Source organism: Stenotrophomonas sepilia, from assembly GCF_003244875.1.
Taxonomy (GTDB): Bacteria; Pseudomonadota; Gammaproteobacteria; order Xanthomonadales; family Xanthomonadaceae; genus Stenotrophomonas; species Stenotrophomonas sepilia.
Window position 1 is genome coordinate 55150 of sequence record NZ_LXXZ01000026.1, and the last position, 24572, is coordinate 79721.

At 66.8% G+C, this 24572-nt stretch carries 28 protein-coding genes; 10 read left to right on the forward strand and 18 right to left on the reverse strand.

Annotated features, from left to right (window positions below):
- Positions 1–15: 15 nt before the first annotated feature.
- Positions 16–648 (forward strand): uracil phosphoribosyltransferase, encoded by a 633-nt coding sequence (gene upp, locus A7X97_RS02540; RefSeq protein ID WP_088497186.1) that lies wholly within the window; start codon positions 16–18, stop codon positions 646–648.
- Positions 649–833: 185 nt separating this feature from the next.
- Positions 834–1127, forward strand: coding sequence for a PsiF family protein (locus A7X97_RS02545; protein ID WP_049413317.1), 294 nt, complete (start codon positions 834–836; stop codon positions 1125–1127).
- A 41-nt stretch (positions 1128–1168) separates the two neighbouring features.
- On the opposite strand, the gene A7X97_RS02550 is transcribed toward A7X97_RS02545, so the two are convergent.
- From A7X97_RS02550 to rsmD, 6 genes are all read right to left on the reverse strand, one after another.
- On the reverse strand, positions 1169–2056 hold the full coding sequence (locus A7X97_RS02550; RefSeq protein WP_072168323.1) for an MBL fold metallo-hydrolase: 888 nt from the start codon (positions 2054–2056) through the stop codon (positions 1169–1171).
- A 117-nt stretch (positions 2057–2173) separates the two neighbouring features.
- Positions 2174–3904 (reverse strand): gamma-glutamyltransferase, encoded by a 1731-nt coding sequence (gene ggt, locus A7X97_RS02555; protein ID WP_072168324.1) that lies wholly within the window; start codon positions 3902–3904, stop codon positions 2174–2176.
- Positions 3901–4182 carry a YfhL family 4Fe-4S dicluster ferredoxin gene (locus tag A7X97_RS02560; RefSeq protein WP_004153175.1) on the reverse strand — a complete coding sequence of 94 codons (282 nt, stop codon included), beginning with the start codon at positions 4180–4182 and terminating at the stop codon, positions 3901–3903. The genes ggt and A7X97_RS02560 overlap by 4 nt, the downstream gene beginning before the upstream one ends.
- Before the next feature lie 132 nt (positions 4183–4314).
- On the reverse strand, positions 4315–4806 hold the full coding sequence (locus tag A7X97_RS02565; RefSeq protein WP_005409092.1) for a hypothetical protein: 492 nt from the start codon (positions 4804–4806) through the stop codon (positions 4315–4317).
- A 59-nt stretch (positions 4807–4865) separates the two neighbouring features.
- Positions 4866–5375 carry a pantetheine-phosphate adenylyltransferase gene (coaD, locus tag A7X97_RS02570; protein WP_005416145.1) on the reverse strand — a complete coding sequence of 170 codons (510 nt, stop codon included), beginning with the start codon at positions 5373–5375 and terminating at the stop codon, positions 4866–4868.
- Positions 5376–5401: 26 nt separating this feature from the next.
- A complete protein-coding gene (gene rsmD, locus A7X97_RS02575) occupies positions 5402–5980 on the reverse strand; it encodes a 16S rRNA (guanine(966)-N(2))-methyltransferase RsmD (RefSeq protein WP_072168325.1) in 579 nt (192 codons plus the stop codon).
- A 641-nt stretch (positions 5981–6621) separates the two neighbouring features.
- Between rsmD and htpG the strand changes: the two genes are divergently transcribed.
- Positions 6622–8514: a molecular chaperone HtpG gene (gene htpG / locus A7X97_RS02585; protein WP_088496300.1), complete on the forward strand. Its 1893-nt coding sequence runs from the start codon at positions 6622–6624 to the stop codon at positions 8512–8514.
- Positions 8515–8667: 153 nt separating this feature from the next.
- Here htpG and A7X97_RS02590 read toward each other — a convergent pair whose 3' ends face one another.
- The gene (locus A7X97_RS02590) at positions 8668–8967 is read right to left on the reverse strand and encodes a hypothetical protein (RefSeq protein WP_088496299.1); all 300 of its coding nucleotides are present in this window, start codon (positions 8965–8967) and stop codon (positions 8668–8670) included.
- 129 nt (positions 8968–9096) lie between these two features.
- Between A7X97_RS02590 and ftsY the strand changes: the two genes are divergently transcribed.
- From ftsY to A7X97_RS02605, 3 genes are all read left to right on the forward strand, one after another.
- Positions 9097–10383 carry a signal recognition particle-docking protein FtsY gene (gene ftsY / locus A7X97_RS02595; RefSeq protein ID WP_111007574.1) on the forward strand — a complete coding sequence of 429 codons (1287 nt, stop codon included), beginning with the start codon at positions 9097–9099 and terminating at the stop codon, positions 10381–10383.
- Positions 10384–10467: 84 nt separating this feature from the next.
- The gene (mutY, locus tag A7X97_RS02600; RefSeq protein WP_088496297.1) at positions 10468–11592 is read left to right on the forward strand and encodes an A/G-specific adenine glycosylase; all 1125 of its coding nucleotides are present in this window, start codon (positions 10468–10470) and stop codon (positions 11590–11592) included.
- Positions 11593–11597: 5 nt separating this feature from the next.
- Entirely contained in the window at positions 11598–11867 is a 270-nt protein-coding gene (locus A7X97_RS02605) for an oxidative damage protection protein (protein WP_014036808.1), read from the forward strand.
- A gap of 74 nt (positions 11868–11941) precedes the next feature.
- On the opposite strand, the gene A7X97_RS02610 is transcribed toward A7X97_RS02605, so the two are convergent.
- The 10 genes from A7X97_RS02610 to A7X97_RS22230 form a co-directional block, all read right to left on the reverse strand.
- The gene (locus A7X97_RS02610) at positions 11942–12391 is read right to left on the reverse strand and encodes a DUF6491 family protein (protein ID WP_065195830.1); all 450 of its coding nucleotides are present in this window, start codon (positions 12389–12391) and stop codon (positions 11942–11944) included.
- A 186-nt stretch (positions 12392–12577) separates the two neighbouring features.
- Positions 12578–13291 carry a lipoprotein-releasing ABC transporter ATP-binding protein LolD gene (lolD, locus tag A7X97_RS02615; RefSeq protein WP_032954095.1) on the reverse strand — a complete coding sequence of 238 codons (714 nt, stop codon included), beginning with the start codon at positions 13289–13291 and terminating at the stop codon, positions 12578–12580.
- Positions 13284–14525, reverse strand: coding sequence for a lipoprotein-releasing ABC transporter permease subunit (locus tag A7X97_RS02620; RefSeq protein ID WP_005416136.1), 1242 nt, complete (start codon positions 14523–14525; stop codon positions 13284–13286). The genes lolD and A7X97_RS02620 overlap by 8 nt, the downstream gene beginning before the upstream one ends.
- A 23-nt stretch (positions 14526–14548) precedes the next feature.
- Positions 14549–14998: a hypothetical protein gene (locus A7X97_RS02625; protein ID WP_072168330.1), complete on the reverse strand. Its 450-nt coding sequence runs from the start codon at positions 14996–14998 to the stop codon at positions 14549–14551.
- Complete coding sequence (locus A7X97_RS02630; protein WP_049413478.1) at positions 14949–15197, reverse strand: FAD assembly factor SdhE; 249 nt, start codon at positions 15195–15197, stop codon at positions 14949–14951. Before A7X97_RS02630 ends, A7X97_RS02625 begins: the two co-directional genes overlap by 50 nt.
- A gap of 98 nt (positions 15198–15295) precedes the next feature.
- Positions 15296–16081, reverse strand: a complete 786-nt coding sequence (locus tag A7X97_RS02635; RefSeq protein ID WP_005409079.1) for a succinate dehydrogenase iron-sulfur subunit — start codon at positions 16079–16081, stop codon at positions 15296–15298.
- 66 nt (positions 16082–16147) lie between these two features.
- Entirely contained in the window at positions 16148–17938 is a 1791-nt protein-coding gene (gene sdhA, locus A7X97_RS02640; RefSeq protein ID WP_014036803.1) for a succinate dehydrogenase flavoprotein subunit, read from the reverse strand.
- 31 nt (positions 17939–17969) lie between these two features.
- Positions 17970–18356 carry a succinate dehydrogenase, hydrophobic membrane anchor protein gene (sdhD, locus tag A7X97_RS02645; RefSeq protein ID WP_005409077.1) on the reverse strand — a complete coding sequence of 129 codons (387 nt, stop codon included), beginning with the start codon at positions 18354–18356 and terminating at the stop codon, positions 17970–17972.
- Positions 18353–18745: a succinate dehydrogenase, cytochrome b556 subunit gene (gene sdhC / locus A7X97_RS02650; RefSeq protein WP_005416132.1), complete on the reverse strand. Its 393-nt coding sequence runs from the start codon at positions 18743–18745 to the stop codon at positions 18353–18355. The genes sdhD and sdhC overlap by 4 nt, the downstream gene beginning before the upstream one ends.
- A gap of 56 nt (positions 18746–18801) precedes the next feature.
- Complete coding sequence (locus tag A7X97_RS22230; RefSeq protein ID WP_005409075.1) at positions 18802–18972, reverse strand: DUF1674 domain-containing protein; 171 nt, start codon at positions 18970–18972, stop codon at positions 18802–18804.
- 39 nt (positions 18973–19011) lie between these two features.
- Between A7X97_RS22230 and ygfZ the strand changes: the two genes are divergently transcribed.
- On the forward strand, positions 19012–19887 hold the full coding sequence (ygfZ, locus tag A7X97_RS02660) for a CAF17-like 4Fe-4S cluster assembly/insertion protein YgfZ (protein WP_088496296.1): 876 nt from the start codon (positions 19012–19014) through the stop codon (positions 19885–19887).
- Between the two features lie 74 nt (positions 19888–19961).
- Here the strand turns inward: ygfZ and A7X97_RS02665 are convergent, their stop codons facing one another.
- Positions 19962–21044 carry an ABC transporter ATP-binding protein gene (locus A7X97_RS02665; RefSeq protein WP_072168333.1) on the reverse strand — a complete coding sequence of 361 codons (1083 nt, stop codon included), beginning with the start codon at positions 21042–21044 and terminating at the stop codon, positions 19962–19964.
- A 352-nt stretch (positions 21045–21396) separates the two neighbouring features.
- On the opposite strand from A7X97_RS02665, the gene zwf reads away from it, so the two are divergent.
- Genes zwf through pgl form a run of 3 tightly spaced genes read left to right on the forward strand, consistent with a single transcriptional unit; the run spans position 21397 to position 24556 of the window.
- The gene (gene zwf, locus A7X97_RS02670) at positions 21397–22833 is read left to right on the forward strand and encodes a glucose-6-phosphate dehydrogenase (RefSeq protein ID WP_072168334.1); all 1437 of its coding nucleotides are present in this window, start codon (positions 21397–21399) and stop codon (positions 22831–22833) included.
- On the forward strand, positions 22830–23837 hold the full coding sequence (gene glk, locus A7X97_RS02675) for a glucokinase (RefSeq protein WP_072168335.1): 1008 nt from the start codon (positions 22830–22832) through the stop codon (positions 23835–23837). Before zwf ends, glk begins: the two co-directional genes overlap by 4 nt.
- Positions 23834–24556: a 6-phosphogluconolactonase gene (gene pgl / locus A7X97_RS02680; RefSeq protein WP_049413491.1), complete on the forward strand. Its 723-nt coding sequence runs from the start codon at positions 23834–23836 to the stop codon at positions 24554–24556. The genes glk and pgl overlap by 4 nt, the downstream gene beginning before the upstream one ends.
- The last annotated feature ends 16 nt before the right edge of the window (positions 24557–24572 follow it).

A 24572-nucleotide genomic window follows, 5' to 3' on the forward strand; every position in this document is an offset into this window, starting at 1 on the left:
TTCCCCTTCCCGACCATGAAGATCGTCGAAGTGCGCCACCCGCTGGTGCAGCACAAGATCGGCCTGATGCGCAACGCTGCGCTCAGCACCAAGGATTTCCGCGAGATGGCCAACGAGCTGGGTACGCTGCTGGCCTACGAGGCCACCGCCGACCTGGATACCGAGCCGCACACCCTGGCCGGCTGGGCCGGCCCGGTGACGGTGCAGCGCATTGCCGGCGCCAAGATCACCGTGGTGCCGATCCTGCGTGCCGGCCTGGGCATGCTCAGCGGCGTGCTGTCGCTGATTCCGGCCGCCCGTGTCAGCGTGGTCGGCCTGCAGCGCGATGAAGAAACCCTGCAGCCGGTGCCCTACTTCGAGCGCCTGACCGGCCGCCTGGAAGAGCGCGACGCACTGATCCTCGACCCGATGCTGGCCACCGGCGGCACGCTGATCGCCACCATCGACATGCTCAAGCGCGCCGGCGCCCGTCGCATCAAGGGCATCTTCCTGGTGGCCGCGCCCGAAGGCATCGAAGCAGTGAAGGCCGTGCACCCGGACGTGGAAATCTACACTGCGGCCATCGATGCCCAGCTCAACGACAAGGGCTACATCCTGCCCGGACTGGGCGACGCAGGTGACCGCATCTTCGGCACCCGCGTCGGCTGATCCGGCAAACCGCGGTCGGATCCCTCTCCGCAGGAGAGGGCTCTGACTCGACAACCGTTCGCGGGCGCGCTTCGCCGCGGCACGTGAACGCCCGTGGACGCGGGTGTGGCCGACGCGTGATTCTTCACGTGGCCTTGCCGGCCGGAGGCGAATGCTCCGCGCACCCGCCACCCTTGGAGCTCGCGATGAAGGCCTCATTCCTGCTGGCCGCCGTCCTGCTGGCCGGCCTGCCCCTGGCTGCCAACGCCACCACCCCGCAGCAGCAACGCATGGCCGAATGCTCGGCCAAGAACAAGGGCTTGAAGGGGGATGCCTACAAGACCGCGCAGAGCTCCTGCCTCAGTGGCCAGGCTGCCGAAACCAAGCCGGTCAATACGCAGCAGGAACGCATGCGCAAGTGCAACGCTGACGCGGGCGCGAAGAAACTGGCAGGCGATGCGCGCAAGACCTTCATGAGCAGCTGCCTGAAGGCGTCGTAACGACGAGTGATGCAGAGCCGAGCCCACGCTCGGCTCTGCCATTACCCCAGGGCGCGCGCCTTCAGCTCGCCCTGTTCGTGCAGGGTCACGAAACGTCCCTTGTCATCACGGCCCAGCTGCGCCAGCGCCACCTGCGGGTCGTGGGTGAAGAACAGCCGCACGTTGCGCGCCAGCTTGTCCTCAAGGAACTGCCGTTTCTCGTCGATCAGCAATTCGGCATTGCGGTCATAGCCCATGGTGATCGGCACGTGCACCCATGAACGACCTGGGATGAGGTCGGCACAGAACACCACGCCACCGTGCGCATCTTCACCGGCATGCGCGTGGCCAACGATCTCGGCCAGCATCAGCCCCGGCGTATGCCCATCGCTGTAGCTGAAGCGCACGCTGCGGCCGAGCGCCTTCGAGTACTCGCCATCCACCACTTCCAGGCGGCCACTGGCCTGCAGCAGGCCGGGCAGCTCAGGTATGAAACTGGCCCGATCGCGCGGGTGTGGCTGCACGGCGCGCTGCCAATGCTGCGCACCAACCACATAGGTTGCGTTGGGGAACAGCAGCTCGGGCTCACGCCCTTCGCTCCATGCGGCAAGCAGGCCACCGGCATGATCGAAGTGCAGGTGGCTGAGCACCACCACGTCGATGTCCTCGTGCTCGAAACCCGCTTCGCGCAGTGAATCGATCAGCACGTGCTGGCTTTCCTGCACGCCGTAGCGCTCTCGCATGCGCGGGTCGAAGAACGCACCGATACCGGTTTCAAACAGTACCGTCTTGCCTTCCAGCGGACTGGCAAGCAACGCACGGCAGGCCAGCTCAATGCGATTGAGCTCGTCCGGAGCCGCCCATTTTTCCCACAACGCACGCGGCGCGTTGCCGAACATCGCGCCGCCGTCCAGGCGCTGCGAGTTTCCACGAATAGACCAGAGTTTCATGCGTCGATTATCGGCGCCGGACCGTTAAATAATCGCTAGAAAGGAAACAGGAAACCCCGCCGGTTGGCGGGGTCCTGGTGATCTGCGGATTGCCGGCCAGTGGCCGGCACCACCACATCAGTGGGCCGGCACGACCTGGGCACTGCCCACCGGATTGCGCGGGTCGCTGCCACCGAACAGCTTGTTCGCCTTGCGGTCCCATTCCACGGTCTGCAGGTTGCCCCACACGTGGCTGGAACCGCGACCGCCGGCGGCGACATCGCCCGGCAGGTCGATCCTGTGGCCCATCGCCTGCAGCTGCTTCACCGTCGCCGCGTCGAACGCATCATCCTCGGCTTCGATCAGGTCCGGCAGCCACTGGTGGTGGTAGCGCGGCAGCGCGGCAACCTGCTGCGCGTCCAGGCCAGCGTCGTAGCCGAGGATGCCCAGCAGCACCATGGTGATGATGCGGCTGCCACCCGGGGTGCCCAGCACGATCACCTTGTCGCTGTTTTCCATGAAGGTCGGCGTCATCGAGCTGAGCATGCGCTTGCCCGGCTTCGGCGCATTGGCCTCGTAGCCCATCACGCCGAAGGCATTGGGCGTACCCGGCTTCAGCGCGAAATCGTCCATCTCGTTGTTCAGCAGCACACCGGTGCCCTTGGGAATGAGCCCCGAGCCGTACAGCAGGTTGACGGTCTGGGTGGCGCCGACGCGGTTGCCGTCGCGGTCGATGATCGAGAAGTGCGTGGTCTCGTCGTCTTCCAGCGGCGTCGGGTTGCCCGACAGCAGGTCGCTGGGCGTGGCCTTCTCTGGATGGATGGTCGCACGCAGGCCCTGTGCGTAGTCCTTGCTGGTCAGCACCTTCTGCGGGATCTGCACGAAGTCCGGATCGCCGAGGAAGAACGTACGGTCGCGGTAGGCACGACGCATCGACTCCACCACCAGGTGGGTACGGTGCGCCGGATCCATCTTCCTGATGTCCCAGCCTTCCAGGATCTGCAGCATGCTGGCCAGCGCAATGCCACCGGACGACGGCGGCGGCGCGGTGGTGATCTTCCAGCCGTTGTAGTTGAACACGATCGGCTCGCGCTGCTTCACGCGATAGCCGGCCAGCTCTTCGGCGGTCCACTTGCCGCCGGCCTGCTTGACGCCCGCCAGCAACAGCTTTCCGGTCTGGCCCTTGTAGAAGCCGTCGAAACCTCCAGCGGCCAGGCGCTCCAGCGTCTGCGCCAGCTCCGGCTGCTTGAACAGGTCACCGCTGGCGATCGGCTTGCCGTTGCGCAGATAGACTTCACGCGTGCCGGGATAGCGCTCCATCACTTCACGGCGCGACGCGTAGCCCTTGGCCATGCGGTCGTACACCGGGAAGCCTTCGCGTGCGATGCGGATCGCCGGCTGCAGCGAGGCCGACAACGGCAGCTTGCCGTGCCGGGCCGACAGTTCGACCAGCGCTGCGGGCAGGCCGGGAATACCCGCCGACCACGCACCGTTGACCGAGCGGTCGCGGTCCAGGTTGCCCTGCTTGTCGAGGAAGGCCTGCGGCGTGGCCGCCGCCGGTGCGGTCTCGCGTGCATCCAGCATCACGTCCTTGCCGGTGGCCGCGTCGTGCAGAAGGAAGAAGCCGCCGCCGCCGAGTCCGGAACTGATCGGCTCGACCACCGCCAGCGTGGACGAGACCGCCACCGCAGCGTCGAAGGCGTTGCCGCCCTGCGCCAGGATATCGATACCGGCCTGGGTGGCCAGCGCGTGGCCGCTGGCAATGGCTGCGCCGTCGGGGCGCTCGGCACGGGCCGGGCTGTCGGCCCAGGCCATCGGGCTCAGCAGCAGGCCGAGCAGCAACAGGGGGCGGACGATCAGCGTCTTCATTCGGATGGGGGCTCCGCATAGAGTTCGGGGTGATCGTGCTGCAGCTGGCGCAGCTTGGCCAGCAGCTGGTCTTCCGTTTCCACGATCTCCGGATCCGGGTCGATGCACTCGACCGGGCAGACGACCACGCACTGTGGCTCGTCGAAATGACCCACGCATTCGGTGCAGCGCGCAGGGTCGATCACGTAGATGGTTTCACCCATCGCAATGGCCTGGTTCGGGCAGGCCGGCTCGCAGACGTCGCAGTTGACGCAGAGCTCGTTGATTTTCAGCGACATGGCGATACTCCTCGCCCGCGCCTTGGGACAAAGGACCGGCCAGCGCGGGCGCGCGGGCCGGTCAGGTCATCAGCGGCGCCCTGGCAGGACGCCGCCCGGGCCATGCCGGAGCATGGCCGCCATGGCTCGGTATTACTTGGCTTCGACGAAAATGTACTCGGCACCGGTCGGCTGGATCGCAGCCTGCACGCGGGCGTTGTCGGCCGACTGGCCGATGAAGACGACGCGCACGCCCTTCATCGAATCCGGCGAAACGTCCTTGAACACGGCCTGGATCATGTCAGCCATCTTGCCCGAGGCCGACGAACCGAAGGCCAGCATGTTGCCCGGCTGCACGCCACGGGCCACGGCCTGGGTCGCGCTCTCGGTCTGGCGCTCGTACTTGGCCTGGAAGTCCGGGTCCGATTCCGGCGAGAGGTAATACAGGAACGGGCTGTTGGTGATGTTGCCCATGTTCTGGATGGCCACTTCCTGCAGGTACTTCTTCCAGCCTGCATCGTCGTCCTTGGCCGGGGCGACCAGGGCCTGCTTGGCCTCGTCGACCGGAGCGGCCTCTTCCTTCTTGCAGGCGGTGAAGGCCAGGGCCAACGAAGCGATCAGCATCGCGCGCATGGTGGTGTTCATGGATTTCCTCCCGGAATGGTGCGTGGTGTTGTACGTAATGGGGTGCAGGTACGGCGGGCTTACGACTGTGCCGCCTTCGCTTCGCGGACCTTGCGCAGGGCTTCGAGCACCGCGGCCGGCACGAAACCGGACACGTCGCCGCCCAGGCGCGCGATCTCGCGGACCAGCGAGGACGAAATGAAGCTGTGCTGCTCGGCCGGGGTCAGGAACAGGGTCTCGACCTCGGGGATCAGGTGGCGGTTCATGCTGGCCATCTGGAACTCGTACTCGAAGTCGGACACCGCGCGCAGGCCGCGCAGCAGCACCCCGCCCTGGACCGAACGTACGAAATGGGCCAGCAGGGTATCGAAGCCGATGACTTCGACATTGCCATGGTGGGCCAGGGCGCCACGCGCCAGCTGCACGCGCTGTTCCAGCGGCAGCGCCGGGCCCTTCGACGGGCTCTGCGCCACGCCGACCACGACCTTTTCGAACAGCGGCGCGGCCCGGCTCACAAGGTCGATGTGACCGTTGGTGATCGGGTCGAACGTGCCGGGATAGACGGCGATGCGGCGGTTGGCCACGGTCATGGGCGGTAGCAGATGTTCAGATGAGGTCAAAGTGTAGCAGTGGCACGGCGGTACAGGGCAAAGCGCACCTCACGGGTGCCGCCCTCGCGGTGCAGCAGCCAGCCCTGCGGCAGCACCGGCACGTGGCCGGCCGGCGACTCCAGGTACAGCCAGGCGTCGGCGGCCAGGTGCCGCGGCAGCTGGGCCAGCACGTCCTGCCACAGGCCATCGGCGAACGGCGGGTCGATGAACACCAGATCGGCCTGCTGCGCGGGCGCACCCTGCAGCCAGCGCAGGGCATCGGCCTGCACGACGCTGATCTGGTCGCTGGCCTGCAGCTTGGCGACGGCGGCGGTCAGGTTGCGTCCCAGCTGCGCATCGCGCTCGACCAGGGTGGCGTGGGCGGCACCGCGCGAGACCGCTTCCAGGCCCAATGCGCCGCTGCCGGCGAACAGGTCCAGCACACGGGCCCCGCCGAGCTTGGGCATCAGCCAGTTGAACAGGGTTTCGCGCACACGATCGCTGCTGGGCCGCAGTCCCGGCAGGGTCGGCACCGGCAGGCGGGTATTGCGCCAGCGACCGCCGATGATGCGGACCTGCCCGTCGTTGCCCCCACGGCCGCTCATTGGCGCCCCCGGCGGGAGGTATTCAAGAATTTCAGCATGAGTGGGATTGTAGTTCGGCCGGGCTTTGCCCGGCACCCGCAGAGTCCGAAGCAACGGCCGAAGCAACTTCAAAAGCTGGTTTCCTGTGGGTTGGCGGGGCGGGTCAGGTTGTGGGGGACGCCGTAAACCCGTCCATGGGGGCTTGGCCGCGGCATCCATGCCGCGGACACCCCCACAACCTGACCCACCCCGCCTTCGACAGTTTCCTGCGATCTGTCGGAACGGCTTTCTGCTCTCGTGGGTGCCGACCGTTGGTCGGCACAAATGAATTCATTCGATATCTGACAGATGTACCGACCAACGGTCGGCACCTACCAACAGCCGAGTGAACCTGTCAGAGGCGGGGCGGTGTGGGTTGGCAGGACCGTTGGCGCCATGGATGGCGCCATCGAGCCCCCATGGACGGGTTTACGGCGTGTCCTGCCAACCCACACCGCCCCGCCATCCCACGCAATGCCCGCTGTTGCTGTTGCTGTTGCTGTTGCCTCTGCAGGTGCAGGGCTGCAAGCCCTGCCGACCAGCCCCTTGATTTCGGGACAATCATCCCTACCCCTTGGCGAGGCCGCACGCGCTGGCGCGGCATTGCACATGGAGCCCTATCGATGACCGAGACCACCCAGACCGAAACCCTTGGCTTCCAGACCGAAGTCAAGCAGCTGCTGCAGCTGATGATCCACTCGCTGTACTCCAACAAGGAAATCTTCCTGCGCGAGCTGGTCTCCAACGCTGCCGACGCCGCCGACAAGCTGCGCTTCGAGGCCCTGACCCAGCCGGCGCTGCTGGAAGGCGACAGCGAGCTGCGCGTGCGCGTCAGCTTCGACGCCGCCGCCCACACCATCACCATCGAAGACAACGGCATTGGCATGAGCCGCGCCGAAGCCATCGCCCACCTCGGCACCATCGCCAAGTCCGGCACCGGCGACTTCCTGCGGCAGCTGTCCGGCGACCAGAAGAAGGATTCGCAGCTGATCGGCCAGTTCGGCGTCGGCTTCTACAGCGCTTTCATCGTCGCTGACGAAGTGGAAGTGACCTCGCGCCGCGCCGGCCTGGCTGCAGCCGAAGGCGTGCGTTGGAGCTCGCGTGGCGAAGGCGATTTCGAAGTGGCCACCGTCGACAAGGCCGAGCGCGGTACCCGCATCGTGCTGCACCTGAAGGACGGCGAGCACGACTTCGCCGATGGCTGGCGCCTGCGCAGCATCCTCAAGAAGTACTCGGACCATATCGGTCTGCCGATCCAGATGCCGAAGGAAGGTGGCGAAGAAGGCACCGCCGTCGAGTGGGAGACCGTCAACCGCGCCAGCGCGCTGTGGACCCGCCCGCGCACCGAGATCAGCGACGCCGAGTACACCGAGTTCTACAAGCACGTAGCGCACGACCATAGCGACCCGCTGGCGTGGAGCCACAACAAGGTCGAGGGCAAGCTGGAGTACACCTCGCTGCTGTACGTGCCCGGCCGCGCGCCGTTCGACCTGTACCACCGCGATGCGCCCAAGGGCCTGAAACTGTACGTGCAGCGCGTGTTCGTGATGGACCAGGCCGAGCAGTTCCTGCCGCTGTACCTGCGCTTCATCAAGGGCGTGGTCGATTCCAACGACCTGTCGCTGAACGTCTCGCGCGAGATCCTGCAGTCCGGCCCGGTCATCGATTCGATGAAATCGGCGCTGACCAAGCGTTCGCTGGACATGCTGGAGAAGCTGGCCACCGACAAGCCCGAGCAGTACGCCACGTTCTGGAAGGAGTTCGGCCAGGTGCTGAAGGAAGGCCCGGCCGAGGACTACAACAACCGCGAGAAGGTGGCCGGCCTGCTGCGCTTCGCCTCCACCCGCGGCGACGGCGATGCGCAGAGCGTGTCGCTGGCCGATTACATCGGCCGCATGACCGAAGGCCAGGACAAGATCTACTACCTCACCGGCGAGAGCTACAGCCAGGTACGCAACAGCCCGCACCTGGAAGTGTTCCGCAAGAAGGGCGTGGAAGTGCTGCTGCTGACCGACCGCATCGACGAGTGGCTGATGGGCTACCTGACCGATTTCGACGGTAAGGGCTTCGTCGACATCGCCCGTGGCGATCTCGACCTGGGCGCACTGGAAACCGATGCGGACAAGCAGGCACAGGAAGCGGCAGCAAAGGACAAGCAGGGCCTGGTCGAGCGGCTCAAGACGGTCCTGGGTGACGAAGTGGCCGAGGTGCGCGTGTCGCACCGCCTGACCGATTCGCCGGCGGTGCTGGCCATCGGCGAGCAGGACCTGGGCCTGCAGATGCGCCAGATCCTGGAAGCCAGCGGGCAGAAGGTGCCGGACAGCAAGCCGGTGCTGGAGATCAACCCGGGCCATCCGCTGATCGCCAAGCTCGACGCCGAAGCCGATGGCGCGCGCTTCGACGACCTCGGCCGGGTGCTGTTCGACCAGGCCGCACTGGCCGCCGGTGACAGCCTGAAGGACCCGGGTGCCTATGTGGCGCGCCTGAACAAGCTGCTGCTGGAGTTGTCGGCCTGATCGACAGATCGGGTGCCGGGCAGCGTCCCGATGGAGGCCAACCCTGGTTCACGCGCATTTGTAGAGTCGAGCCATGCTCGACTGCTCCATGAGTGCCGACCAAGGTTGGCACCTGCCAGGGGCAGCGGTTGGCACCGGCCAAAGCGGTGTTGCTCAGGTCTCCCGATCCAGCAGCGAGCCCAGCATCTGATCGTGTCGGCGGATCACCGAGGCATTGGCGGCGAAGGCCACTACCTCGGCTTTCGCCGCCAGCAGATCTCCCAGCAGTGCACCGACATCGACGCCGGCGGCAGTCACCGAGGCCTGCACCCCGCCCTGTCCAGTGGCACCGCGCTGCAACTGCAGGCGCTGCGCATCGGGGGTCGCCAGATTGGCCACGTTGTGCGCTGCAACCTGCACGCCCTGCTGGGCCGCACGCATGCCGCCTAGGGCGATTCCCATCACGTTGTTCATGGCGGTCTCCGGGCCGCTCCGCGCAACCCTCCGGACCGGTTAGCGGCCGGCCGGCCGCGATCTTGAGTCCACATCGGCCCGACAGGCCCGAGTGGTAGCATATCCCTCTGATTTCAGCGCCTTTTGCCAATGCTCAGTTTTTTCCGCCGCAAGAAGCCCCAGGATGCCCCCACCACGGAGGCGCCCAAGACCCAGCACTACTCGGCTGAAGAGCTGGCGGCGGCGTTCCCGCCGGCCGCCCCGGCCGAAGACGCACCCACCGCCGCGGTGGTCGAAGCCAAGGCACCGGAACCGGCCACCGTCGCCGTACAGCCCCCCGTCGCCGAAGTGCCTGCCGTGCCAGCTGCGCAGCCGGCCATTGCGCCCGAGGACGTCCAGGCTGAAACGCTCGCCGCGGCCGCTGTGCTGGCTCCTCTGGCTCCGGTCATTCCGGTCGAGGAACCAACCGCCCCGGCCACCGATCTGCCGGCGCTGGTGGATGCCCTTCCGGCGCCCGCCGGCAAGCCCGGCTGGCGCGAACGCCTGCGCAACAGCGTCATCGCGCGCAGCTTCGGCGGCCTGTTCTCGCGCAACCCCAAGCTCGACGACGATCTGCTGGACGAGCTGGAAACCGCCCTGATCACCGCCGACGTCGGTGTGGGCGCCACCACCGATCTGGTCGAGGGCCTGCGCAAGCGCATGAAGTCGCGCGAGTTCGCCGACGCCAATGCGCTGCTGGCCGCGCTGCGCGCCGAGCTGATCGCAATCCTGCAGCCGGTGGCCAAGCCGCTGGTGATCGACCGCAACGCCAAGCCCTTCGTGGTGCTCACCGTCGGCGTCAACGGCGTCGGCAAAACCACCACCATCGGCAAGCTGGCCAAGCGCTTCAAGGATGACGGCCACAGCCTGATGCTGGCTGCCGGCGATACCTTCCGCGCCGCCGCCGTGGCCCAGCTGCAGGCCTGGGGCGAGCGCAACGGCGTGGCCGTGGTCGCGCAGGGGCAGAACGCCGATGCCGCTTCGGTGGCATTCGACGCACTGCAGGCCGGCAAGGCCCGCGGCACCTCGGTGCTGATCGCCGATACCGCCGGCCGCCTGCACACCCAGTCAGGCCTGATGAACGAGCTGGGCAAGATCCGCCGCGTGCTCGGCAAGATCGATCCCACCGCCCCGCACGAAGTGCTGATGGTGATCGACGGCACCACCGGCCAGAACGCGCTGTCGCAGCTGCGCCAGTTCAATGCCGCAGTGAACGTGACCGGCCTGGTGGTGACCAAGCTGGACGGCACCGCCAAGGGCGGCGTGGTATTCGCACTGGCCCGCGAGTTCGGCATTCCGATCCGCTTCGCCGGCATTGGCGAGCGCCCGGAAGACCTGCGCGTGTTCGACCCGGAAGCCTTCGTCGACGCCCTGCTGCCCGAAGCATTGGGCGCCTGATACACCGTGCAGCCACGCATGGCGTGGCTCTACTGCGATCTGGTAGAGCCACCCCATGGGTGGCTGCCTCCTTCCGGAACACTCATGCCCCGCCAGCCGCACGCCAGCGCCGACACTGCCAAGGAAGACGACTTCGTCGCCCGCCTGCTGCACTGGTTCGACGACCACGGTCGCCATGACCTGCCCTGGCAGCACCCGCGCAGCCCCTATCGGGTCTGGCTGTCGGAAATCATGCTGCAGCAGACCCAGGTGGCCACGGTCATCCCGTACTTCCAGCGGTTCCTGCAGCACTTCCCGACCCTGCCCGACCTCGCTGCCGCCAGCAATGACGCAGTGATGGCGCAGTGGGCCGGGCTCGGCTACTACGCCCGCGCACGAAACCTGCATGCCGCGGCAAAGCGCTGCGTGGAACTGCACGACGGCGACCTGCCGCGCGATTTCGATGCACTGCATGCCCTGCCCGGCATCGGCCGCAGCACCGCTGGCGCGATCCTCAGCCAAGCCTGGAACGACCCGCTCGCGATTCTCGACGGCAACGTCAAGCGCGTACTCAGCCGCTATCACGGCATCGACGGCTTCCCCGGCCTGCCGGCCATCGAGAAACAACTGTGGGCGATTGCCGACGCGCACGTCACGCAGGTGCCGGCCGGGCGCATGGCCGATTACACCCAGGCGCAGATGGACCTGGGCGCGACGGTATGCAGCCGGGCCAAGCCGGCCTGCGTGATCTGCCCGCTGCAGGACGCATGCGTGGCGCGGCGCGAAGGCCGCACCGCTGAACTGCCCACGCCCAAGCCCAGCAAGACCCTGCCCGAACGCGAAGCAGTTGCACTGCTGCTGCGCGACGCCCAGCAGCGCGTGCTGCTGCAGAAGCGGCCGGACACCGGCATCTGGGCGCAGCTGTGGACGCTGCCGCAGGCCGAGGCCGGCAGCGACCTGCAGGACTGGTTCGACGCACATGTCGACGGCTCGCTGGAAGATGCAGAGGAACTGCCGGTGCTGCAGCACACCTTCAGCCACTACAGGCTGCACCTGCAGGTACTGTCACGGAAGGTGCGCGGCCTGCGCGTGGAAGAACCCACGCTGCGCTGGGTCGCCAACGACGAGCTACCCGCATTGGGCCTGCCGGCACCGATCCGCAAACTGCTCGACGGCGCCACGATCAAGACGCCGAAACGAAATTCCAGCAAACCCCGCAACCACGAGTGAATGCCATGCCCCGAACCGTCTTCTGCCAGTACGAACAACGCGATGCCGAGGGCCTGGACTTCGTGCCCTACCCCGGCGAGCTGGGCCAGCGCATCTTCAACAACATCGGCAAGCAGGCCTGGGCCGCGTGGCTGGCCCACCAGACCATGCTGATCAACGAGAACCGGCTGTCGCCGCGCACGCCGGAACATCGTGCGTTCCTTGAAGGCGAACTGGTCAAGTTCCTGTTCGAGAAGGACGCGGAAAAGCCGGCCGGCTTCACCCCGGAAGCCTGACAGGCAGGTCGTGCAGGCCGCTGGCCGGCAATCTGGCATCTGCGCGATGCCGGCCAGCGGCCGGGACTACCGCGCTATTTCGCGTTTTCCTCGCGCTCCTGCACCTGCGCCTGGCGCAGCTCCTGCTCGGACGCGCGCAGCGCCTTCACATCCAGCTTGCGGATGCTGTTGATGAAGCACGGCAGGCGCGGGCCGCCGGTGGGGTCGCGCACCAGCACTTTGTCAAAGCGCGACGACACACGGCCCATGCTGCTGGTCAGGCCGATGGCGGTCGCATATGGCAGGTCCTGGCAGGGGCCATTCAACTCCAGCAGATAGGCTTCGCTGGGACGGGTCCACACCGCCAGCGCACTGTCGCCCAGCTCGGTCCAGCCATTGAGGCTGCCAAAGAACTGCATGTCATTCTGCGGCGCGCCGGCGTGGGCACGGTACAGATCCAGTTTCTCGGTACTGCTGAGCCGGCCGGTGGTCGCACAGGCGGCCAGTGCCAGGCAGAGTCCGGCCATCAGGATCGGGGTCTTCATGGCGATCTCCTCGGGGAACTGTCGCCATCATGCGCCTGGGCTGGCAACGCCGGCGCGACGGCTCGCGCCCCATTCAGCCGCCGGTCGGCGGCTACTGGCCGGACCACGGTAGACGCCAACCTGGTTGGCGCTTGCCCTGCAGGAGCAGCCGACCAAGGCCGGCCTCTACCAGAGCGGTCCCAGCGCTCAGACGTCGGCGTGGGCCAGTGCGTGCAGGCGCCCTTCGCGTAGCTCCAGCACCCGGTCCAGGCGCCGTGCCAGGCTGCGGTCGTGGGTCACCAGCACCAGGCTGGTATGACGCGCGCGGTTGAGTTCCAGCATCAGCTCGAACACGGTGCCGGCAGTGCGGTCATCCAGGTTACCGGTCGGCTCGTCGCCGAGCACGCAGGCCGGATGATTGACCAGCGCGCGCGCCACTGCGGCACGTTGGCGTTCGCCGCCGGACAGCTCGCCCGGCTTGTGGTCCAGGCGATGGCCGAGGCCGACCGCTTCCAGCAGCGTGGTGGCCCGGCTGCTCGCCTCGGCCACGGCGGTGCCGGCCAGCAGCACCGGCATCATCACGTTTTCCAGCGCGGTGAACTCCGGCAGCAGGTGATGGAACTGGTAGACGAAGCCCAGCGCCTGGTTGCGCAGCAGGCCGCGCGCGGTATCCGACAGCGCCGACATGCGCTGGCCGGTCACATACACTTCGCCGGCAGTCGGAATGTCCAGGCCGCCCAGCAGGTGCAGCAGCGTGCTCTTGCCGGCACCGGAGGCACCGATGATCGCCACCGTCTCGCCAGCAGTCACGGTCAGGTCCAGCCCATCGAACACCGGGGTCTGCATGCGCCCTTCGGCATAGGTCTTGCCCAGCGCCTCGGCGCGGATCACTTCATCGCCGCGGTTGACGACCTTATTCATAACGCAGGGCCTCCGCCGGCTGGGTGCGTGCTGCCCGCCAGGCGGGATACAGGGTGGCCAGGAAGCTCATCAGCAGCGCGACCACGGTGATCGCCACCACGTCGCCGGTCTGCATGTCGGTCGGCAGGCCGGTGATGTAATAGACATCCTCCGGCAGCAGCTTGACGTTGAACACGCTCTCGATGGCGCCGAGGATGCGTTCCAGGTTGAGGGTCAGGGTGATGCCGCCGATCAGGCCGGCCAGCGTGCCGAAGATGCCGATCAACGAGCCCTGCACCATGAACACCTGCATCACCCCGCCCGGGGTCAGGCCCAGGGTGCGCAGGATGGCAATGTCGGCCTGCTTGTCGGTCACCAGCATCACCTGCGAGGACACCAGGTTGAAGGCCCCCATGGCGATGATCAGCGACAGCAGGATGCCCATCACCACCTTCTCCATGCGCAGCGAGTGGTAGAGGTTGGCGTTCTGCTGCGTCCAGTCACTCACGCGGTAGGCACCGCCGAGGCTCTGCGCCAGGTCCACGCCCACTTCCAGCGAACGGTCCATGTCGTGCAGCTTCAGCCGCACGCCGGTGGCGCCGTCACTGCGCAGAACACGCTCCAGGTCCTGCATGTTGGCGAAGCCGACGCCGCGATCGACCTCGTTGTACCCGGCCTCGAAGATGCCGCTGACGGTGAAGCGCTTCATCCGTGGCACCGCACCGGCCGGCGTGCCCTGCACTTCGGCAAAGGTCACCAGCACCTGGTCGCCAACGTCCACGCCCAGCCAGATCGCCAGCTCCTTGCCCAGCAGCAGGTTGAAGCTGCCCGGCTTGAGGCTGTCATAGCTGCCCTTGGTGACCTTCCTGTCGATCACCGAGACGTTCGGCTCCAGCGCCGGATCGATGCCCTGGATGATCGCGCCCTGCACGCGCGGGCCGCTGATCATCGATTGGATCTCGATGTACGGCGCGGCACCCGCCACGCGCGGATCCTTGCGGGCGACATCAACCACCCGCATCCAGTCCGGCATCGGCTCGCCATCGCGGCTGATGGTGGTATGGGCGGTCATCTGCAGCAGGCGGCTGCGGATTTCCTTCTGGAAACCGCTCATCACCGCCAGGGTGGTGATCAGCACCGTAACGCCGAGCGCGATGCCCAGGATCGATGCCATCGAGATGAAGGAGATGAAGCCGTTGCGGCGCTTGGCGCGCAGGTAGCGCAGGCCGATGGCCACGGGAATGGGTTTGAACATGCAGGCACGCCGGTCAATTCAGCTTATGGTGCCATTGACCGGGGCCGACGGGAAACGCTGCGTGTGGCCACGGCCAGTCGCAGTTCACGTCGCTGCCCTGAATCGAGCACATCCGGCCAGAACAGCAGGCGCCGGCGGCGCCGATCCTCCCGCCACAGCAACAACAACCATGGGCCACGCACCACCAGCCGTGGCGTATCGACATCCCGTCCGGCCACCTGCAATGCCTCGGGAAGCGGAGGCAGAAGCACCTGCACGCGCGGCCTGCGCTGGCGCCAGGCCAGTTCGGCCAAGCCGACGCCCCAGGCCAGCAGCAGCGCGGGCATCAGCAACCGCGCAGGCAGATCCGAGGCGCGCAACAACCAGGGCGCGGCCAGCAGCACCGCCAACTGGGCGGCGGCCTGCAGCCGCGAGGGGCGCCACTCAAGGCTTGAGGGCGAGGATCTTCTGCATGAGGGGGATCGCGTGCGCATGCGGGCAGGCCTCATAGCCCATGAACCAGCGCCACAACTTATCGTCCTCGCAGTCGAGCAGGAACAGGAAAACCTCGCGCTCTCCGGTCGGTGCAGTGCTCCACTCACGGTCCAGGTAGCGGCCGAACAGCTGGTCCAGTTCGCGCATGCCGCGGCGGCAGCGCCAGCGCAGCTTCTTCAGCAGGACATCGTCTTCCATCGTGCTTCTCCAGATACAGCAAAGCCACGCATGGCGTGGCTCTACTGGGTGGTGCAGCCTCACGTGACGTGGCTCCACCGGGTACTGCCAGGCCTGTATCAGGCGCGGCGCTCCATCATCAGCTTCTTGATCTCGGCGATCGCCAGCGCCGGGTTCAGGCCCTTCGGGCAGGTCCGGGCGCAGTTCATGATGGTGTGGCAGCGGTACAGCTTGAACGGATCTTCCAGATCGTCCAGGCGCGCGCCGGTGTCCTCATCGCGCGAGTCGATGATCCAGCGATAGGCCTGCAGCAGGATCGCCGGGCCCAGGTAACGCTCGCCGTTCCACCAGTAGCTCGGGCAGCTGGTCGAGCAGCAGGCGCACAGGATGCACTCGTACAGGCCGTCGAGCTTCTTGCGGTCTTCCGGCGACTGCAGGCGCTCGCGGTCCGGCGGTGCCGGGGTCTGGGTGCGGATCCACGGCTTGATCGAGGCGTACTGCGCGTAGAAGTGGGTCAGGTCCGGAACCAGATCCTTGACCACGTTCATGTGCGGCAGCGGGTAGATCGGCACTTCCTTCTTGCCGCAGTCCGAGATGGCTCGGGTGCAGGCCAGGGTGTTGGTGCCGTCGATGTTCATCGCGCACGAACCACAGATACCTTCGCGGCAGGAACGGCGGAAGGTCAGGGTCGGGTCGATCTCGTTCTTGATCTTGATCAGGGCGTCCAGGACCATCGGGCCACAGGCGTCCAGATCGACTTCATAGGTATCGGTGCGCGGGTTGCTGTCGTCGTCCGGACTCCAGCGGTAGATCTTGAAGGTGCGCACGTTCTTGCCGCCGTTCTTGACGGGGAAGTGCTTGCCCTTCGTGATCTTGGAATTCTTGGGGAGTGAAAACTCGGCCATGGCTGCTCTCGTTGGCTCAGGCGGCCCGCGCCCGTGGGCGCGGATTGCATGGTAGGCGGGGTCGGATCAGTACACGCGCGGCTTCGGCGGCACCACGGACACGTCGTCGGTCAACGTGTACATGTGCACCGGACGGTAGTCGAAGCTGCACTTGCCCTTCTCGTCGACGCTGACCAGGGTGTGCTTCTGCCAGTTGACGTCGTCGCGGTCCGGATAGTCCTCGTGCGCATGCGCACCACGGCTTTCCTTGCGCTGTTCGGCCGAGTTGATCGTCGCCACCGCGTTGAGCAGCAGGTTGTTCAGCTCGTAGGTCTCGATCAGGTCCGAGTTCCAGACCAGCGAACGGTCGGAGACCTTCACGTCCTGGAACGAGTCGAAGATCTTGTCCATCTTCTCGCAGCCTTCCTTCAGCGTCTGGCTGGTGCGGAAGACGGCCGCGTCGGCCTGCATGGTGCGCTGCATGCGATCGCGGATGACCGAGGTCGGGGTATCGCCGTTGGCGTGGCGCAGCTTGTCCAGCAGGCCCAGCGCCTTGTCGCAGGCATCGGCCGGCAGCGGCTTGTGCGCGGCACCCGGCTTGATGGTCTCGGCGCAGCGGTTGGCCACCGCACGGCCGAACACCACCAGGTCGAGCAGCGAGTTCGAGCCCAGGCGGTTGGCGCCGTGCACGGACACGCAGGCCGCTTCGCCGATGGCGTACAGGCCCGGCACCACGGCGTTGTCGTTGTCGCCGACCTTCTGCACCACTTCACCGTGGTAGTTGGTCGGGATGCCGCCCATGTTGTAGTGCACGGTCGGAATGACCGGGATCGGCTGCTTGTGCACGTCGACGCCGGCGAAGATGCGGGCGCTCTCGGCGATGCCCGGCAGCTTCTCGTCGATCACGCCCGGGCCGAGGTGGGTCAGGTCGAGCAGGATGTGGTCCTTGTGCTCGCCGACGCCGCGGCCTTCGCGGATCTCGATGGTCATCGAACGGCTGACCACGTCGCGCGAGGCCAGGTCCTTGTAGTGCGGTGCATAGCGCTCCATGAAGCGCTCGCCGCTGCTGTTGCGCAGGATGCCGCCTTCACCGCGGACACCCTCGGTGATCAGGCAGCCGGCGCCGTAGATGCCGGTCGGGTGGAACTGCACGAACTCCATGTCCTGCATGGCGATGCCGGCACGCATGGCCAGGCCGCCACCGTCGCCGGTGCAGGTGTGCGCCGAGGTGGCGCTGAAGTAGGCACGGCCGTAGCCGCCGGTGGCCAGCACCACGCCCTGGGCGCGGAACAGGTGCAGCGTGCCATCGGACATGTCCAGGGCCAGCACGCCGCGGCAGGCGCCTTCGTCGTCGAAGATCAGGTCGAGCGCGAAGTACTCGATCATGAAGCGCGCATCGTGCTTCAGCGACTGCTGGTACAGGGTATGCAGCATCGCGTGGCCGGTACGGTCGGCCGCCGCGCAGGTACGCTGCGCCGCCGGGCCTTCGCCGTACTTGGTGGTCATGCCACCGAACGGACGCTGGTAGATCTTGCCTTCGGCGGTGCGCGAGAACGGCACGCCGTAGTGTTCCAGTTCGATGATGGCCGGGATGGCCTCACGGCACATGTACTCGATGGCGTCCTGGTCGCCCAGCCAGTCCGACCCCTTGATGGTGTCGAAGAAGTGGTAGCGCCAGTCGTCCTCGCCCATGTTGCCGAGTGCGGCCGAAATACCGCCCTGGGCGGCAACGGTGTGCGAACGGGTCGGGAAGACCTTGGTCAGGCACACGGTCTGCAGGCCCTTGGCGGCCAGGCCGAACGTGGCGCGCAGGCCGGCACCGCCGGCGCCGACCACGACCATGTCGTACTTGTGTTCGGTGATCTTGTAAGCGGACATCTAATCTGGATTCCTGTGTAGGTGCCTGGGCTCAGGCAACGCCGAGGGCGATGCGGCCCACCGCAAACACACTGACGATCATGCCGAGCACGGCGACGAACTTCACCGCGGTCTGCAGCACCAGGGCCAGCAGCGATTCGTGGATGTAGTCTTCCAGCACGACCTGCATGCCGAGCTGCGCGTGCCAGAACATGGCGATCAGCAGGCCGATCAACGGCACTGCATTCCACGGCTTGGCCACGGCGGCGGCGGCGGTCGCGTAATCCGAGCCCAGCAGGCCCAGCACGAAGACCAGGAACCAGATGCCCAGCACCACCAGCGCGGCGGCGGTCAGGCGCTGGTGCACGAAGTGCTCGGTGCCGGTCTTGGCCGAGCCCAGGCCGCGCACGTTCTTCAGCGGGGTACGGAACTTGCTCACGCGGCACCTCCGAACATCACATAGGCCCACACCAGCAGGGTGATCACCAGGCTGCCGATGACCGACAGCCAGCTGCTGCGGATGAAGGCAGGGATGCTGAAGCCGATGGCGAAGTCCTGCACCACATGGCGGATGCCATTGCACAGGTGATAGGCGAACGACCATGTCCACGCGAACAGGAACACGCGGCCATACCAGGCCCCGGCATGGCCGGTGAAGCAGTTCCAGGACTCGGGCCCCATCATCAGGGCCAGCAGGCCGGCAGCGATGATGAGGGCACCAACAGACAGAAAGATGCCGGTGGCTCGATGCAGGATCGAGGTGGCCATCTGAATCTGCCAGCGATACACCTGAAGGTGCGGGGAAAGTGGGCGTTGTCTGGTCGCCATTCGCTGGGCTCGTTGTCTCGGCTGGGCGGCACGCGGCCGCGTTGGCTCAATGCTGATCAGAAATCGATGCAGCGTCCGTTTTTCTCCCAATCGCCATACCGCACCGGATCAAGTCCGCCGCGGCCGCCGAATTCCTCTGCTTTTTCCTGTTCCACGGGCACGGGTGCCGCGGGGACCAGCGGGGCTTCAGATTCGTCGTCGGGAGTGGGGGTTGTTTGGCCTATCATGTTCGGTCTCGCAACGCACAAATTTTAGACCTCGTTCACGTGCCTGACAACCTGCCCCCTGCTTTCGTCGGATATCCGCGCCTGCCCGGCCACCAGCTGCTGAGCCTGCAGGGCCCGGATGCGGCCGCCTTCGCCCACGCCCAGTTCAGCAGCGATGTCACCGCCCTGCCCCTGCTGCACTGGCAGTGGAGCGCCTGGCTGAGTGCCAAGGGCCGCACCCTGGCAGTGTTCCAGCTGCTCCGGCTGGCCGACGATCACGTGATGCTGGTGCTGGCCGACGGCGATGCCGATGCGATTGCGTCGCAACTGCAGCGCTTCGTGTTCCGTCGCAAGGTGAAGGTACAGGTGCGCAGCGATCTGGCCGTGGCCGGTGCGTTCACTGCACCCGAGGCTGCCAGCGGCGCCGCGATCGCGCACGCTGCAGGTGACGGCTGGGAGCTGGACCTGGGCAGCGACGCCCTGCCGCGCACCCTGCGCATCGGGGCGGCGGATGCCGTTGCATCCGGCAGCGAAACCGATGAGGCCGCCTTCGCCCTCGCCTGGCGCCAGGCCGACCTGCGCTACGGATTGCCGCGCTTGGACGAAAGCCAGCGCGAAGTGTGGACCCCGCAGCAGCTGGGCCTGGACCGCCTGAATGGCTACAGCGTAAAGAAAGGCTGCTACCCAGGCCAGGAAATCGTCGCCCGCACCCACTTCCTCGGCAAGGCCAAGCGCGCGGTGCAGCTGCTGCATACCGCGGCACCGGCACAGGCCGGCGATGGCGTGCTGCAGGACGGCGCGACGCTGGGCACGGTCGCCAGCGTGGCCGGCAACCTGGCGCTGGCGGTGCTGCCGCTGGAAGCCAGTGACGCCGACCTGCAGGTGGGCGGCGCCACCGCCCAGCGCGTGCCATTGCTGGACGGGCTGGCGCGCTGAATGAGTGGTAGTGCCGGTCGCTGGCCGGCAACCTCAACCAGGTGTGGTTGCCGGCCAGCGGCCGGCACTACCGGTTACAGGCGCTCGCCGCTCTCTGCGTTGAAGAAATGCAGGCCCTGCGGGTGAATCGCCACGCGGATCTGCTCGCCCACTGCTGGCAGCGACTGCGGTGCCACGCGCATGGTCAGCGCATGCTGGCCACTGCTCAGATTGACGAAGATCTCGTTGCCGACCGGCTCGATGCCTTCGATGCGCGCGGTGAATGCATGCGCATCATCGGCAGCCGCCGGCTGCAGGTGCTCCGGGCGCACGCCCACCGCGATCGGCTTCTGCAGCCACGCCGGATCGATCGTCGCCTGGCCCAGCGGTGCACGCCATTCGCCGTCGACCACGCTCACGCCGCCGGCATCGCCCTGCAGCGTGCCACGCAGCACGTTCATCGCCGGGCTGCCGAGGAAACCGGCCACGAACAGGTTGGCCGGGCGATCGTACAGCGCCATCGGCGTATCGATCTGCTGGATGATGCCGTCCTTCAGCACCACGATGCGCTGGCCCAGGGTCATCGCTTCGACCTGGTCGTGCGTCACGTAGATCATGGTGGTGCCCAGCTTGCGGTGCAGCTGCGCGATCTCGGTACGCACGCTGTGGCGCAGCTTGGCGTCGAGGTTGGACAGCGGCTCGTCGAGCAGGAACACCGCCGGCTCGCGCACCAGCGCCCGGCCCAGTGCCACGCGCTGGCGCTGGCCACCGGACATCGCCTTGGGCAGCTTGTCCATCATCTCGGTCAGGCCCAGCGTCTGCGCCGCCTCGGCAATGCGCTTGTCGATGGTCGCCTTGTCATGCCCGCGCAGCTTCAGGCCGAAGGCCAGGTTCTCGGCCACGGTCATGTGCGGGTACAACGCGTAGCTCTGGAACACCATGGCGATGTCGCGATCCTTCGGCGCCACGTCGTTGACCACGCGATCACCGATGGTCAGCGTGCCGCCGCTGATTTCTTCAAGGCCCGCCACCATCCGCAACAGGGTCGACTTGCCACAGCCGGACGGACCGACCAGCACCATCAGCTCGCCATCGGCGACCTCGAAGCTGGCGTCCTTCACCGCGACCTGGCCGTTGTCATAGACCTTGCGCACACCCTGCAACTGCACTTTTGCCATATCACCTATCCGGTCCGCCCGAAGCCGGGCTGTCTTTTGGGACTGCCTCGGCCCTCCCGATGGCAGTGATGATTGCGCGCTTGCCGCATGACGGCGAGCACTGCAATCGAATACAGTTGCCCATTCTGCCATGTAAACGTTTTCACGTGGCACTATCCGATGATCGGTGCGCACCGATCTGCGTCGGCGGTTGAACGAAGGTTCCGCCGAGGTAGTGGTTTCGAATGGAACGGTCTTCCGCAACACCGGAGATCGCCCCTGACGAACCTCGGACAGGCAGTTGCGCGGATGTCCCCCGAACCCAGCCATGAAGCGATTGACAACGATGTCACCCGGATCTGAAACTCGAGCGATGCACGACACCCTCTTCCTGTTCGGTGCCACAGGTGATCTGGCCCAGCGCTACCTGTTCCCTTCGCTGCTTCGCCTGCTTGGCGACGGCCTGCTGCCGGAGGACTTCCGCATCCGCGCACTGGCCCTGTCCGGGCATGACACCGAAGCCTTCCATGACATCCTGCGGCCGCGCCTGCAGCAGGCCATGCCGATGGCCACGCAGGACGACATCGCTGCCCTGCTGCGCCGTATCGACTACCGTTCGGTGGACCTGCGCGACGTCGACTCGGTTGCCGCTGCGGTCTCCGACCTGGTGCACCGCAAGTGCGTCAGCTACCTCGCCATTCCGCCGGGCCTGTACATTTCCACCTGCGAAGGCCTGGCCAAGGGCGGCGCCCTCGCCGCGCCGGCACGCCTGATGCTGGAGAAGCCGATCGGCAGCGACAGCGAGAGCGCCGAGGAAATCATCAGCACCATCGGCCAGTGGATCGACGAGGACCGCGTGTTCCGCCTCGACCACTACCTGGGCAAGGCGGCAGTGCAGAACCTGATCGCGCTGCGCTTCGGCAATACGCTGCTGGAAGCGGTGTGGAACCGCAACTACATCGAATCGGTGCACATCCTGGTGGCCGAGAGCGAAGGCGTGGACGGCCGTGACGCCTACTACGCCCGCTCCGGCGCGCTGCGCGACATGGTGCAGAGCCACATCCTGCAGCTGCTGTGCATGGTGGCGATGGAGCCGCCGGCGTCGCTGGAAGCCGACCGCATCCGTGACGAGAAGGTCAAGGTGCTGCGCGCCCTTCGCCCGCTCGACGCGAAGCACGCCGCGCGTGACAGCATCCGCGGCCGCTACACCGCTGGCACCATCAACGGCCAGCCGGCGCAGGCTTACCAGCCGCCGGAAGGCAGCGACGTGGAAACCTTCGCCGGTGTCACCGCGCATATCGACAACTGGCGCTGGAGCGGCGTGCCGTTCCATCTGGTCACCGGCAAGCGCCTGCCCGAGCGCACCACCCGCGTGGTGGTCACGCTGAAGCCGGTCACCCATTGGCTGTTCGAGCGCCCGCAGCGCGCGCAGGCCGCACCGAACCGCCTGGTGTTCCAGCTGCAGCCGCAGGAAAACATCGAACTGGGCCTGATGAGCAGCCTGGCCGGCCCGGAATGGGGCGCGCTGGAACTGCATCCGCTGGAACTGGAACTGTCAGTGCCAACCGGCCTGCATCGCCGCATCGCGTACGAGCGCCTGTTCCTGGATGCCTTCAATGGCAATCACACGCTGTTCGTGCGCGACGACGAGGTGCGTGCAGCGTGGGCCTGGATCGACAGCGTCGCCGACGCGTGGAAGGACGCCAAGCTGCCGCTGGAGCCCTACCCCGCCGGCCAATGGGGCCCGAGCAATGCCGGCGAGTTCCTGCCGCAGGACGTGGACGCACCGGACAGCGGAGCGTCGGCATGAGCGCCAGTTCGCAGCCGGTGCTGGTGGCCGACATCGGTGGCACCAATGCCCGCTTCGCCCTGGCTGACACCTCGCAGGACGCACCTCTGCAGAAGGACAGCATCCGCGAGTACGCGGTGGCGGAGTTCCCTTCGCTGGGTGATGCCGCGCGCCACCATCTGGAACAGATCGGTGCCACCACAAGCCGCGGCGTGTTCGCAGTGGCCGGTCGCGTTGATGGTGATGAAGCACGCATCACCAACCATCCGTGGGTGATCTCGCGCAGCCGCACCGCAGCGATGCTCGGTTTCGACGAACTGCACCTGATCAACGACTTTGCCGCACAGGCGATGGCGATCTCACTGCTGCAGCCCGAGGACGTGGTCCAGGTCGGCGGTGCCGCCTGGGTACCGGGCAAGCCGGGCCAGCCGCGCAACTACGCAGTGATCGGGCCGGGTACTGGCCTCGGCGTGGGCGGCCTGATCATGCGCCACGGCCGCTGCTACCCGCTGGAAACCGAAGGCGGCCATGTCAGTTTCCCGCCGGGAACCCCGGAAGAGATCCGCATCCTCGAGATCCTGTCCGAACAGTTCGGCCGCGTCTCCAACGAGCGCCTGATCTGTGGCCCCGGCCTGGTCAACATCCACCGCGCCGTGTGCGAGATGGCCGGTATCGACCCGGGCCAACTGCAGCCGGTGGACGTGACCGCCCGCGCCCTGCACGGTGATCCGCAGGCAATGCGCACCGTGGACGTGTTCTGTGCCGTGTTCGGCGCCATCGCCGGTGACCTGGTGCTCACCCAGGGCGCCTGGGATGGCGTGTTCCTGACCGGCGGCCTGACCCCGAAGATGCTCGATTCGCTGCAGCACTCCGGTTTCCGCCAGCGCTTCGAACACAAGGGCCGCTTCTCCTCCATCATGGCGCGCGTGCCCTCATTGGCGGTGATGCATCCCCACGCCGGATTGCTGGGCGCCGCCGCCTATGCCACCGACGCCGAACGTGACGCACCAGGAGTTGCCGCATGAACCCCAGCTTCCACGACGATCGCATCGAGTTCATCCAACACGGCGACGCCGACGGCTGGATCGAAGCGGTGGCCGCTGAGATGGCACGCACCCTCAACCACGACATCAATGAAGTGGGCCGCGCCCGCATCCTGCTGTCCGGCGGCACCACGCCGGCCCCGGTCTACCAGGCACTGGCCGAGCTGGACGTGCACTGGGACCGGGTTGAAGTGAGCCTGGCCGACGAGCGCTGGCTGTCGCCGCAGGATCGCGACAGCAACGCCTGGCTGGTGCGCGAGCACCTGCTCAAGCGCACCGAGGGCGCCCACTTCGATCCGCTGGTACGGATCGGCAAGCCACTGCCCGAATGCGTGTACACCGCCAACCTGCAGGCGCAGCACAGCCAGCCGCCGAGCCTGGTAGCGCTGGGCATGGGCAACGACGGGCACACCGCCTCGCTGTTCCCTGGCTCGAAAGACCTCGCACGTGCACTGGAAAGCACCCTGCCCTATGCCGCGCTGGATGCCACCGGCTGCCCAGGCGCGAACCAGTGGCCGCTGCGCATCACGCTGACCCCGCACGGCCTGCGCCAGTGCCGCCAGCGCCTGCTGCTGCTGCGTGGCAAGCAGAAGCTGCAGGTACTGCGCCAGGCGCTGGACAGCAACGACGCCCAGCAGTACCCGATCCTCAATGCGATCAACCTGGAAGGCGCGCGCCTGCGCGTCCACTGGGCTGATTGATGTCGGCGGCGGCGCC